The organism is Streptomyces sp. WMMC500 (assembly GCF_027497195.1).
Taxonomy (GTDB): Bacteria; Actinomycetota; Actinomycetes; order Streptomycetales; family Streptomycetaceae; genus Streptomyces.
Genome location: NZ_CP114905.1, coordinates 7,039,556 through 7,052,208, shown reverse-complemented (window position 1 = coordinate 7,052,208; position 12,653 = coordinate 7,039,556). Strand labels below are relative to the sequence as shown.

General features: G+C 74.4%; 10 protein-coding genes. 5 read left to right on the top strand and 5 right to left on the bottom strand.

Translation table 11 applies throughout. The features are described from left to right. Positions 1-68 precede the first annotated feature (68 nt). Positions 69-2,780: a pyruvate dehydrogenase (acetyl-transferring), homodimeric type gene (gene aceE / locus O7599_RS30370; RefSeq protein WP_281618800.1), complete on the top strand. Its 2,712-nt coding sequence runs from the start codon at positions 69-71 to the stop codon at positions 2,778-2,780. Between the two features lie 111 nt (positions 2,781-2,891). On the opposite strand, the gene O7599_RS30365 is transcribed toward aceE, so the two are convergent. Both O7599_RS30365 and O7599_RS30360 read right to left on the bottom strand, forming a co-directional pair. Beyond that, complete coding sequence (locus O7599_RS30365; RefSeq protein WP_281618799.1) at positions 2,892-2,999, bottom strand: methionine/alanine import family NSS transporter small subunit; 108 nt, start codon at positions 2,997-2,999, stop codon at positions 2,892-2,894. Further along, positions 2,999-4,546, bottom strand: coding sequence for a sodium-dependent transporter (locus tag O7599_RS30360; RefSeq protein ID WP_281618798.1), 1,548 nt, complete (start codon positions 4,544-4,546; stop codon positions 2,999-3,001). Before O7599_RS30360 ends, O7599_RS30365 begins: the two co-directional genes overlap by 1 nt. 66 nt (positions 4,547-4,612) lie before the next feature. Here O7599_RS30360 and O7599_RS30355 point away from each other — a divergent pair, with 66 nt between their 5' ends. Continuing rightward, complete coding sequence (locus O7599_RS30355) at positions 4,613-5,656, top strand: WYL domain-containing protein (protein ID WP_281623580.1); 1,044 nt, start codon at positions 4,613-4,615, stop codon at positions 5,654-5,656. Here the strand turns inward: O7599_RS30355 and O7599_RS30350 are convergent. Then, positions 5,604-6,584 (bottom strand): SDR family oxidoreductase, encoded by a 981-nt coding sequence (locus tag O7599_RS30350; protein WP_281618797.1) that lies wholly within the window; start codon positions 6,582-6,584, stop codon positions 5,604-5,606. The two genes, O7599_RS30355 and O7599_RS30350, sit on opposite strands and share 53 nt — an antisense overlap. A gap of 131 nt (positions 6,585-6,715) precedes the next feature. Between O7599_RS30350 and O7599_RS30345 the strand changes: the two genes are divergently transcribed. Further along, the gene (locus O7599_RS30345) at positions 6,716-7,237 is read left to right on the top strand and encodes a DUF4240 domain-containing protein (protein WP_281623579.1); all 522 of its coding nucleotides are present in this window, start codon (positions 6,716-6,718) and stop codon (positions 7,235-7,237) included. 46 nt (positions 7,238-7,283) lie between these two features. Here the strand turns inward: O7599_RS30345 and O7599_RS30340 are convergent, their stop codons facing one another. Next, entirely contained in the window at positions 7,284-7,823 is a 540-nt protein-coding gene (locus O7599_RS30340) for an N-acetyltransferase (protein ID WP_281618796.1), read from the bottom strand. Between the two features lie 55 nt (positions 7,824-7,878). On the opposite strand from O7599_RS30340, the gene O7599_RS30335 reads away from it, so the two are divergent. Together O7599_RS30335 and O7599_RS30330 are read left to right on the top strand one after the other, a co-directional pair. After that, positions 7,879-8,772: a TIGR01777 family oxidoreductase gene (locus tag O7599_RS30335; protein WP_281618795.1), complete on the top strand. Its 894-nt coding sequence runs from the start codon at positions 7,879-7,881 to the stop codon at positions 8,770-8,772. A gap of 277 nt (positions 8,773-9,049) precedes the next feature. Beyond that, the gene (locus O7599_RS30330; protein WP_281618794.1) at positions 9,050-10,639 is read left to right on the top strand and encodes an FAD-dependent oxidoreductase; all 1,590 of its coding nucleotides are present in this window, start codon (positions 9,050-9,052) and stop codon (positions 10,637-10,639) included. Between the two features lie 240 nt (positions 10,640-10,879). Here O7599_RS30330 and O7599_RS30325 read toward each other — a convergent pair whose 3' ends face one another. Further along, positions 10,880-12,490: a regulator gene (locus O7599_RS30325; RefSeq protein WP_281618793.1), complete on the bottom strand. Its 1,611-nt coding sequence runs from the start codon at positions 12,488-12,490 to the stop codon at positions 10,880-10,882. Positions 12,491-12,653 lie beyond the last annotated feature (163 nt).

The window sequence follows — 12,653 nt, the reverse complement described above, 5'->3', positions numbered from 1 at the left end:
ATTTTGCCCGGGAAGCTTTGATCGATCATCGATCGGAGATTTAGCATGCGGTCGAGGAGGTAGTTGCCATGCAGAGTCAGCTCGACCAGCTCCCGGACCGCGACCCCCAGGAGACCGCCGAGTGGCGCGAGTCCCTGGACGCGGTGGCCCGGCACGCCGGCCCCGACCGGGCCGCGCAGTTGCTCCGCAGCACCGTCGCGCACGCCGGTGACGCCGGTCTGGACGTTCCCGCGCTGCTGGAGACGCCGTACGTCAACACCGTCCCCACCGCCGCGGAGCCCGAGCCGCCCGGGGACCCCGGGCTGGAGCGGCGGATCGCCGCGTGGAACCGGTGGAACGCCGCCGCCATGGTGACCCGCGGGTCGCGGTACGGGCTCGGGGGGCACATCGCCACCTTCGCCTCCGCGGCCTGGCTGTACGAGACCGGCTTCAACCACTTCTTCCGCGGCAAGGACGACCCCCGCGCCCCCGGCTCCGGTGACCAGCTCTACCTCCAGGGCCACGCCTCCCCCGGCATCTACGCCCGCGCCTTCCTCGACGGCCGGCTCTCCGAGGCCCACCTCGACCGGTTCCGCCAGGAAGCACCCCGAGCCGCCGCCCCCGGCTCCCCCGGTGCCGTCGAGGGGCTGCCCTCGTATCCGCACCCGCGGCGGCTGCCGTGGCTGTGGGAGTTCCCGACCGTCTCCATGGGCCTCGGCCCGATCTCCGCGATCTACCAGGCCCGGTTCAACCGGTACCTGACCCACCGCGGCATCAAGGACACCTCCGCCGGCCACGTGTGGGCCTTCCTCGGCGACGGCGAGATGGACGAGCCCGAGTCGACCGCCGCGCTCGCCCTCGCCGCCCGCGAGCAGCTCGACAACCTCACCTTCGTCATCAACTGCAACCTCCAGCGCCTCGACGGGCCCGTACGCGCCAACTTCAAGGTCGTGCAGGAGCTGGAGGCGCAGTTCCGCGGCGCCGGCTGGAACGTCGTCAAGTCGCTGTGGGGCTCCGCCTGGGACGAGCTGCTGGCGCTCGACACCACCGGCGCGCTCGCCCGCCGGCTGCGAGCCGTGCCTGACGCGCAGTTCCAGACGTACGCCACGCGCGACGTCGCGTACATACGCGAGCACTTCTTCGGCGCGGAGCCCGCGCTCGCCGAGCTGGCGAAGCTGCTCACGGACGACAAGATCCTCGAGTGCTTCCACGTCTCCCGCGGCGGCCACGAGCCCCGCAAGGTCTACGCCGCGTACCGCGCCGCCCTCGCGCACGAGGGCGCGCCGACCGTGATCCTGGCGCAGACCGTCAAGGGCTACAGCCTCGGCAAGGGCTTCGAGTCGCGCAACGCCAACCACCAGATGAAGAAGCTCACGATGGCGGAGTTCCGCGACATGCGGGACCTGCTGGAGCTGCCCATCCCGGACAGCGCGCTCACCGGCGACCTCGTGCCGTACGCCCACCCGGGCCCCGACTCCCCCGAGGTGCGCTACCTCCAGGAGCGCCGCGCCGCGCTCGGCGGCCCCGCGCCGGCCCGGCGGGTGCAGCCGGTGGCGCTGCCGGAGCCCGCGGCCAAGCCGTTCGAGGCGCTCGAAAAGGGTTCTGGCAGCCAGGAGATCGCGACGACCATGGCGTTCGTACGCCTGGTCAAGGACCTCATGCGGGACAAGGAGACCGGCCGGCGCTGGGTGCCGGTGGTGCCGGACGAGGCCCGTACGTTCGGGATGGAGTCCCTCTTCCCGAGCGCCGGGATCTACTCCCCGCGCGGCCAGAACTACGACCCGGTCGACCGCGACCAGCTCCTGTACTACAAGGAGGCGGCCGACGGCCAGATCCTCAACGAGGGCATCACCGAGGCCGGTTCGCTGGCGTCCTTCACGGCCGCGGCCACGTCGTACGCGACGCACGGCGAGCCGATGATCCCGTTCTACATCTTCTACGCGATGTTCGGCTTCCAGCGCACCGGCGACCAGTTCTGGGCGCTCGCCGACCAGTTGGGACGGGGCTTCGTCGTCGGCGCCACCGCCGGGCGCACCACCATGACCGGCGAGGGCCTGCAGCACGCGGACGGCCACTCCCCGCTGCTGGCCGCCACCAACCCCGCGGCGCTGATCTACGACCCCGCGTTCGCGTACGAGGTGGCGGTCATCGTCAAGGACGGGCTGCGCCGCATGTACGGGCAGGCCGCCCCCGGCGAGGACCCGGACGTCTTCTACTACCTCACCGTCTACAACGAGCCGAAGGTGCAGCCGCCCATGCCCGCGGGCGTGGCGGACGGCATCGTCCGCGGCCTCTACCGCTACCGCACCGCCGAACTCCCCGCCGGGGCCGCCGCCGACGCCCCGCGCGCCCAGGTGCTGGCTTCCGGCACCGCCATCCACTGGGCGCTCGACGCCCAGCGACTGCTCGCCGAGGACTGGGGTGTCGCGGCCGACGTCTGGTCCGCCACCTCCTGGAGCGAGCTGCGCCGTGACGCCCTGTCCTGTGACGCGGCGCAGCTTCGCGGCGAGGACCGGGTCCCCTACGTCACCCGTGCTCTGGAAGGCGCACCGGGCCCGGTTCTCGCCGTCAGCGACTGGATGCGACAGGTGCCGGACCAGATCGCGCAGTGGGTCCCGCAGGAGTACACCTCGCTGGGCACCGACGGCTTCGGCCTCTCCGACACCCGCGAGGCGGCCCGCCGGCACTTCGGGGTCGACGCGGAGTCGGTCGCGGTGGCGGTGCTGGACCGGCTGGCGCGGCGCGGCGAGGTGAAGAAGGAGACGGTCGCGGAGGCGGCGGCGAAGTACGGCCTCGCCTGAGCCCGCCGCAGCCGCAACGTCGTACGGGCCCCGCCCGCACGGCGTACGGGCCCGCCCGCGGGGGGCGCGGGCGGGCCCGTACACGGCCGGCGGACGGGACCGCCGGGCGGTCTAGTCCGGCTGGTCCGGGAAGCTGCGCAGCTTGAGCAGCGCCGCGATCAGGCCGCCCCAGACGATCACGATCGCGACGATCATCATGACGATGGCGCTCGCCGACATCAGTTGCCCCCCTTCGCCGGCTCGGAATCTTCCACGGGCTCCGCCTCCGGCGCCCGGCCGCCGATGTCCCCGTGGTGCCGCCACGGGATCAGCGAGAGCAGCACGGCGACGACCAGGACGCCGCCGGCGACGCCCCAGCCGGCCCAGCCGAGGAACGACGTGGGGTAGCCCTCGTAGTTCTCGTCGAACTCCGTGCGCAGGCTGTCCACCATCATCCAGCCCAGCACCAGCGGCGTGACGATGCCGAGGAAGAACTGCCACCAGCGGCCCAGCCGCACGGCGGAGGTCGCGTTCGCGTCCCGCTGCAGCAGCGGCAGCCGGCGCAGCACCCAGGCCACCACGACGACCGACACCAGGGCGGCCAGCACGATGCCGTACTGGTTGATGAAGTGGTCCGAGGCGTCGAGCAGCGTGAGCCCGCCGTCGTTGGCGAACGCCACCACCGACACCACGGTCAGCACGCCGCCGACCAGCAGGACGGCCGCCCTGCGGGACAGGCCCGTACGGTCCTCGACCGCCGCGACCTGCACCTGCACGATGCTCACCAGCGAGGTGAGGCCGGCGACCACCAGCGACAGGAAGAACATCACGCCGAAGAACGCGCCCCCCGGCATGCTGGAGATGATCGCCGGGAACGCCACGAACGCCAGCCCGACACCGGAGGTCGCCAGTTCGTTGACGCCGATGCCCTGCTGGGCGGCCATGAAGCCGAGGACGGAGAACACGCCGATGCCCGCGAGGATCTCGAACGAGCTGTTGGCGAAGCCGGCGACGAGCGCGGAGCCGGACAGGTCCGACTTGCGGCCCAGGTAGGAGGCGTACGTGATCATGATGCCGAAGCCGATGGACAGCGAGAAGAAGATCTGCCCGTAGGCGGCGACCCACACGCTGCCCTCGCCCAGCGCCCCCCAGTCCGGCTTGAACAGCGCGTCCAGGCCCTCGCCCGCTCCGTCCAGCGTGACCGCGCGGACCACGAGGATGCCGAAGAAGAGCAGCAGCGCCGGGATGAAGACCCGGTTCGCCCACTCGATGCCGCGCCGCACGCCGAACCAGAGGATGACGAGGGTGACGAGCCACACGCCGAGCAGCGGCCACATCACGCCGGGGACGAACTCCGAGAAGGTGCCCGGCTCGCCGGCCTTGAGGAAGTCCTCGGCGAAGAAGGCGTTCGGGTCGTCGCCCCAGGACTCGTTGACCGAGAAGCCGACGTAGCGCACCGCCCACGCCAGGATGACGGCGTAGTAGGCGGCGATGACGAAGCAGATCGCCACCTGCCACCAGCCGATGGCCTGGGCGGGCCGGGACAGTTGCCGGTAGGCGCCGGGCGGCGAGGAGCGGTAGCGCCGGCCGATGACGTATTCCATGATCAGCAGCGGCAGCCCGGCCGTCAGCAGAGCGAGCAGATACGGCACGAGGAAGGCGCCGCCGCCGTTGTCGTACGCGATGTACGGGAAGCGCCAGATGTTGCCGAGGCCGACCGCGGATCCGATCGCGGCGAAGAGGAAGCCGGTCCGGTTTCCCCACCGCTCGCGAGGCTCTTTGGGCATAAGAGACTCTCTTAGTTCTTGGTGTAGTACCGAAGGACGCTATCAAGGCGCTGCATGATGGCCACCATGCGCGCCGCCCGCCTCATTCACCTGGTCCTGCTGCTCCAGTCACGCGCGGCGATGACCGCCGCCGAGCTGGCGGAGCGGCTGGAGGTCTCCGAGCGGACCGTCGCGCGCGACGTGCAGGCGCTCGCGGAGGCGGGCGTGCCGGTCTACGCCGACCGCGGGCGGACCGGCGGCTACCGGCTCGTCGGCGGCTACCGCACCCGGCTCACCGGGCTCGGGCGGACCGAGGCGGAGGCGCTGTTCCTGTCCGGGGTGCCGGGCGCGCTGCGGGAGATGGGGCTGGCGGACGCGGCGTCCGCGGCGCGGCTGAAGGTGTCGGCGGCGCTGCTGCCGGAGCTGCGCGGCGCCCCTGACAGCGCGGCGCAGCGGTTCCACCTCGACGCGCCGGGGTGGTGGCGGGAGCCGGACGCGCCGGAGCTGCTGCCGGCGGTCGCGGAGGCGGTGTGGACGGACCGGACGCTGGCGGTGACGTACCGGCGGCAGCCGGGGGCGGCGGCGGTGGAGCGGGAGGTGGAGCCGTACGGGCTCGTGCTGAAGGCGGGGGTCTGGTACCTGGTGGCGCGGTTGCCGGGGGCGGGGGGTGCGTACCGGGTCTACCGCGTGGAGCGCTTCGAGCGGGTCGGGCCCGTGCCCGGCGAAGCCGGCTTCGAGCGGGCGGAGGACTTCGACCTGCCGGCCTTCTGGGCGGAGCGGGCCGAGGCGTTCGCGCGGTCGATCCTGCGGGACGAGGTGACGCTGCGGCTCTCCCCCGGCGGCCTGCGGCGGCTGCCGTACGTCACGGACCGGCTCGCCGCGGAGGACGCCGTGGCCGGTGCCGGGGAGCCGGACGACCGGGGCTGGACGGCCGTCCGGCTGCGGGTGGAGTCCGCGGACGTCGCGTACACCCAGCTCCTCGCCCTCGGCCCGGACGCGGAGCTGCTCGGGCCGCCGGAACTGCGCGCGCGGTTCGCGGAGGCGGCGGCCCGCAGCGCGGAGCTGTACGGGCGGGGCCCTACGGGCGGAGCCGGTAGCTCTCCGGGTCGCCGGGGTCCTCGCCGGCCATGACGCGCTGGAAGTACGGCCAACTGTCCGGCACGGTGCCGTCGGTGTCCGTGAACCCGTACTCCTGGGCGACCTGCCCGCTGTACAGCGACGCGCCGTTCCACCGCGCCTTGTCCGGGTCGGCCGCCAGCGCCGCCACCGCGCGGCCGACGAGGGCGGGCGTCTCGGAGAGCGCGAAGTGCCGCTCCTTGGCGATCGCGTCGCGCCAGTTCTCCTCCGTCACCCCGAAGTGGTCGAGCATCTGCTCGGAGCGCAGGAAGCCCGGGGTGAGGGAGAGGGCGGTGGCGCCGGCGTCCTTCAGCTCGTGGCTGAGGCCGAACGCCATCCGGATCGGGGCGTTCTTGGTCAGGTCGTAGAAGAACATCTCGCGGTACGGCTTGTTGGCCTCCGCCGTGCCGTCGGTGATCTCGACCAGCAGCCCGCCGCCGGTGCGCAGCAGCAGCGGGAGCGCGCAGTGGCTGGTGACGATGTGGGTCTTGACCCCGAGTTCCAGCATGCGCAGGCCGCGGTCGAGGTCGATCTCCCACATCTTCTTGCCGAACTCGACGAGGTGTTCCCCGCCCCACACGTCGTTCACCAGGACGTCGAGCCGGCCGTGGTCGCGCTCGACGCGGGCGATCAGGTCCCGTACCTGATCGGGTTCGAGGTGGTCGACGCGGACCGCGACGCCCTCGCCGCCGGCCGCGGTGACCAGCTCCCCGGTCTCCTCGATGGTCTCGGTGGTGCGGCCGACCTCGCTGACGTGCTCCCGGGTCGTACGGCCCGTGGCGTACACGGTGGCCCCCAGGGCGCCCAGCCCCACCGCGATGGCCCGGCCCGCGCCCCGCGTGGCGCCCGCGACCAGGGCGACCTTTCCGCGCAGCGGCTGCGGCCCGGCGGTTCCGGCGGTTCCGGCGGTTCCGACCTTGTTTCTGTTCTGCTCTTCGCTCATGCGCACACCGTGACAGCGAAACCGGACATCTTCTGTCTGGTTTTCCGGCGGGTTGCGAAAGGGGATCCGGGAGTTCCGATCCCGCCGCTCCGCGTGCGCGCGCGCGGCGTAGGGCAGATGCTGGACCCGTGATGGAGGAGTCGGAGTTCTGGGAGCTGATCGACAGCACCCGCGAGGCCGCGGAAGGCGACCCCGCGGAGCAGGCCGACCTGCTCGTCGACCGGCTGACCGGTCTGGACCCGGACGCCGTGACCGACTTCGCCTGCCACGTCGAGTCGCGCATGAACCGCGCGTACCGCATGGACCTGTGGGGCGCGGCGTGGGTGCTGCTCGACGGGGTCAGCGACGACGCCTTCGACTCCTTCCGCGGCTGGCTCGTCGGGCAGGGCCGGACGGTCTTCGAGGGCGCGCTGCACGAGCCGGACGACCTCGCGGACCTGCTGGAGGACTTCGACGAGGAGACGGACGGGGAGGCCGAGGACCTGGCGTACGTCGCGGACGAGGCGTACGAGCGGCTGACGGGGCTGAAGCTGCCGGAGCTGGAGCTGCCGGAGGGGCCCGAGGAGCCGCTGGGGGAGCCGATCGACTTCGAGGACGAACGCGTGCTGGCGCGGCGGTTCCCGAAGCTGTGGGCGCTGTACCGGGAGGACTGAGGCGTCGGAGGCCGGGGCGTGCGCGGGCTTGGCGGGGGCGCGCGCTTCAGAGGAGTGTGCGCCCCATCAGCACGTCGTCCACGTACCTGCCGTCCAGCAGGAACTCCTCCGGCAGCACCCCCTCCACCGCGAACCCCTCCGACTCGTACAGCCGCCGCGCCGGCGCGTTGTGCCCGAGCACGCGCAGCGTCAGCCGCCGCGCCCCCGCCGCCCGGGCGTGCTCCGCGCCCGCCCGCAGCAGCGCCCGCGCGACGCCGGCCCCGCGGGCCTCGGGGGCGACGACGAGGCCCTGGATCTGGCGCACGTGCCCGTTGACCGCGAGCGACGACGGAGGGACGACGCAGATGTAGCCGACGACGCGGGCGGGGCCCGCGGGGCCCGCCGCGGGCAGCTCGGCGACGAGGTAGTCGCGGGGGTGGTGACGCTCGTCGAAGAACGGGGCGTCGGAGCTGGGCCGCGCGGTCACCGCGTGCAGATGCGACCAGGTGGCCACGTCGAGGTCGCGGAGCCGATCCCCGTCGGCGGCGCTCGCGGGGCGTATGCACAGCTCGCCGCCGACCGCCCCGCCGCCGTGCGCGTCAGTCATGCGCTCACTGTGGCACGAGCTGCCGGCGGGAGGCACATGAGGGCAGGATGGGCACATGCGTATCGCGGTCTCCGGCTCTTCCGGACTCATCGGCTCCGCCCTCGTCGGCTCCCTGCGGACCGACCGGCACGACGTCCTGCGGCTGGTGCGGCGGGAGGCGACCGCGCCGGACGAGGCGCGGTGGGATCCGGAGAAGGGGTACGTCGACACCGCGCGGCTCCGCGGCTGCGACGCCGTCGTGCACCTCGCCGGCGCCGGCATCGCCGACCGGCGCTGGACCGCGCGCTACAAGCGGGTGCTCCGCGACAGCCGGGTGCTCGGCACCGCGGCCGTCGCCGACGCCGTCGCCTCCCTCGACCGGCCGCCGGCCGTCCTCGTCTGCGGCAGCGCGATCGGCTACTACGGCGACACCGGCGACCGCCGCACCGACGAGACCGCGCCGCCGGGACGCGGCTTCCTCGCCGACCTGTGCCAGGAGTGGGAGGGGGCGACGGCCGCCGCGGAGGAGGCCGGGGTCCGTACCGTCCACGCGCGTACGGGCCTGGTGGTCTCCCGCAAGGGCGGGGCATGGGGACGGCTGTTCCCGATCTTCCGGGCGGGGCTGGGCGGCCGGCTCGGCAACGGGCGGCAGTACTGGAGCTTCATCTCGCTGCACGACCACGTCGCCGCGCTGCGGCACCTCATCGACACGGAGTCCCTCGCCGGGCCGGTGAACCTCACCGGTCCCGAGCCGCTGACGAACCGGGAGGTGACGGCCGCGATGGGGCGGGTGCTGCACCGGCCGACGCCGTTCCCGGTGCCGGCCGCGGCGCTGCGGCTGGCGCTGGGCGGGTTCGCGGAGGACGTGATCGGCAGCCAGCGGGTGGTGCCGCGCCGACTGCTCGACTCGGGGTTCACGTTCGCGTTCCCGGGGATCGAGGACGCGCTGCGGGCGGCGCTGCGGGGGTGACGGCCGGGGCCGGTGTGCCGACGGTCCGGGAGGACCCGGCGGGCTGATCCGGGGGTCGGCCGGGGTCGGCGGGCGGGCGATGTCGCGGCTGGTTGCGCCGGGTGTGCGTCCGTGCCCTTGTGGTGCGCACCTGGCCGGAGTCACCATCCGACCTATCGTCATCGGAACGCGTCCACGTCGGAACGCGGATACGGCCATGCCCAGTTGGGCATCAAACAGGCGTCCAGTGGCATGCGAGAGCGCTCGGTCGCGGACGCACAACCCCCGGGAGGCACCCGTGCCCCACGCCGCAGGAAGCACGGACCCCGTCGACGTCGTCGTCGTAGGCGCCGGACTCGCCGGTCTCTCCGCGGCCCAGCACCTGGTCGGAGCTGGCCTCGACGTGACCGTGCTGGAGGCGGACGAGCAGGTCGGCGGGCGGATGAGCACCGACCACGTCGACGGTTTCCGGCTGGACCGCTCGCTGCAGTTGCTCAACACCTCGTACCCGGAACTGCGTCGCCTGCCGGGCCTCGCGGAGGTGCCGCTGTGCCCGCTCGACGGCGACGTGGTCGTGTGCGCGGGCGGGCGGCGGCAGCGTATCGGCGGATCGAGGGGCACGGGGGGCGCGTTCACGACGGCGAGCGCCTTCGCCAGCGCCGCGCGTGCCCCCCGCGGCGGCCTCATCGACCAGGCGTGGCTCTCCGCGGCGCTGGCCCGGCTGGCCGCCGTACCCACGGCGCGGCTGCTGGCCCGGCCGGAGCGCCGGGCCGCGGACGCGCTGGCGGCGCGCGGGCTGCCGCCGCGGATCGCGGCGGGCTTCCTGCGGCCGCTGCTGGTGGCGCTGCTCGGCGACCCGGCGCTGACCACGTCGAGCCGCTCGGCGGACCTGGCGCTGCGGGCGTTCGCGCGGGGGCGGCTGTGCCTGCCGGCGGGCGGGGCGGCGACGGTGCCGCGCCGGCTGGCGGCGGGGCTGCCGCGGGGGACGGTACGCACGGGGGTACGGGCGGTGTCGGTGTCGACGACCGCGGTGCGGACGGAGGGTCACGGGGTGCTGCGGTGCCGGTCGGTGCTGGTGGCCACGGGCGCGCGGGCGGCGGCGGGGCTCCTGCCGGGGCTGCGGCTGCCGGGGTTCCACCCGGTGACGGTGCTGCACCACAGCGCCCCGGCGGAGTCGCTGCCGGGCAGTGCGGGAGCGGAACGCGGCGGGGGTGTGGCGGGCCCGGCCGGGGATCCGGTGGCGGGGGGCGGCGGAGACGGGGAGGGCGGCGCGCAGGCCCGCGACGACGCGGCACGGAGCGGCCCGGCAGGGGGCGGCCCGGCGCGGGACGGCGGGCCGCGGGGCAGCGGGTCGCGGGGCAGCGGGTCGCGGGGCAGCGGGTCGCGTCACGGCGGAGGGCGGAACAGTGCGGGGCGGGGCGGCCCGGGACCTGCGGGCCTGCGGGAGGCGGCGCTGCTGCTGGACGCGGAGGGGGCGTGCGGCCCGGTGTCGCACACGGCCGTGGTCAGCGGCGCGGACACCTCGCGGGCGCCGCGGGGGCGCGCGCTGGTCAGCTCGGTGGTGCTGGGCGAGGACGCGGTACGGCCGGCGCGGGTGCTGGACAAGTCGGCGCGGCGGCAGTTGAGCGAGCTGTACGGGACGTCGGCGTTCGACTGGGAACTGGTGGGAGCGCACCACGACCCGGAGGCGATACCGGCGATGCCGGCACCGCACGACCTGAGCCGGCCGGTGCGGGTGCTGTGCGGGCTGTACGTCTGCGGCGACCACCGCGACACGAGCACCCCCCAGGGCGCCCTGTACTCGGGCCGCCGCGCGGCCCGGGCCCTCCTCCGCGACTTCGGCCTCACCCCCGCCTCGGGGACCGCCGCGGTCCCGGCGGTGGCATAGCAGGAACGGTTCTCCACCCCGAGAGCACCGCGCTGTGGCGCGAGCGGCGCTCCGGGGTGAGAGCGCCGCTCCAGAAGGAGAGCACCGCTACGGACGGCGAGCACTGCTCCGCACCCACGAGAGCGGTGCTCCGACGCGAGATCACCGCACCGAGAGAGCGGTGCTCTCTCCGACGTGGACGACCGCCTACGCGGCCCGCCGCCCACCGCCCGCACCGCCACCGGCGCGACCGCCCCCGCCTCACACCGCCAGCGCCGCGACCCGCTCCCGGTACGCCCGCACCGGAGGTGCGTCGCGGTACGGCTCCAGGCGCCGTTCGAAGTCGCGGACGTACTCCGCCGCCCGCGCCGACCGCATCTCCGCCGCCTGCTGCGCCGCCTCCGCCCCCAGCACGCACGCCTGCTCCACCTCACCCAGCCCCAGCCGCGCCGTGGCCAGCACCAGCCGGCAGAACACCCGGCTGCGCGCGAACCCCGCCGCCCGCAACTGCAGCGAGCGCTCCGCGTGCTGCGCCGCCGCCCGGTACTGCTGGAGGTCGCGGTGGCAGTGGCCGAACTCGTCCGCGAGCTGCGCCTCGTCGAAGAACCGCGCCCAGTGCGGCGCCTCCTCCCCCGGCCGCGCCGACTCCAGCGCCCGCTCCGCCCGCGCCAGCGACGTCGTGCAGGCCCGCACCTCGCCCAGCAGCCCGTGCCCGCGCGCCTCCGCGGCGTGCAGCAGCGCCTGCACCACCGGCGGCGCGCCCCCGCCGACGCCCTGCTGCGCGACCCGGGTCAACTGCACCGCCTCGCGGCCGTGCCCCAGGTAGACGGCCTGGCGGCTCATCGTGACCAGCACGTAGCTGCCGTACGCGCGGTCGCCCGACGCCTGCGCCAGCCGCAGCGACTGGACGAAGTACCGCTGCGCGAGCCCGTGGGCCGCGATGTCGTACGACGTCCAGCCCGCCAGCCGCGTCAGGTCCGCCGCGGCGGAGAACAGCCGCCGCCCCGTGACCTCGTTGTACGTGCCGCGCAGCATCGGCTCGACCTCGTGCTCCAGATACCGCACGAGCGCCTGCCTGGCGTGCCCGCCGCCGTACGCGTTGTCCAGCGCCCGGAACATCTCGGCGACCGACCGCATGGCCCCGATGTCCCCCTGGGTGACGCGCTGCCCCGGCACCCGCGCTCCCGGCCCGCCCCATCCCGGCGCTCCGTCGACGCGCCCGCCGGCCACACCGGCCGGCCCGCCCCCGGGGCCACCCGCCGGCCCCGGCCCGGGACCCGTACCGACGGCGACCCCGCCGCCGCCCGCGTTCAGCACCGGACCGCGCCCCTGCGCCGGCACCCGCACCGCACCCGGCGCCCCGGACGCCGCACCTCCCGGCGCCCCGGGCGCTCCCGTGCCGCGCTGCTGGAGCTCGCGCGCGACCTTCTCGTCCGGCCTGCCGATCAGCCAATCCCGGCTCGGCACCACCAGACCCGCAGGAGTGAACGCAATCTTCCGCAGCTCCGCCTGGCTGCCCGTGTCCTTGCGCCACAGCCCGCTCACGATGTCGATCGCCTCTGTCGGCGTCGCGGCGAACTCCAGTCCGGCGTACACCGGTGCGCACGCGTCGAGACCGAGGTCCTGCGCGGTCAGCCGGCGGCCCAGGCGCCGGGTGAACACCTCGGCGATCAGCGCGGGCGTCGTGCCGCGCGGCTGCTGGCCGCGGAGCCACCGGGTCACCGACGTCTTGTCGTACCGCAGGTCGAGGCCGTGTTCGAGCCCGAGCTGATCGACTCTGCGGGCGAGCCCCGCGTTGGAGAACCCGGCCTCGGAGATGAGGGCCGCGAGCTGGCGGTTGGGAGGTCGCTGTGAAGGTCGTTCCGTCGTCACCTGTGGGGTCTCCTGCCTGGCCTCCGGGAACGGCGCGAATGTAGCGGCGAAACAAGCCTCACTCGCCGCTTTCGTCCCAGCTTCATTCGATCGTGTGAGGAGACCTGGGTGCAGGGCGGGAACGTATACCGCCGTACAGTGGCTAGGGTCGGCTGGAACACCG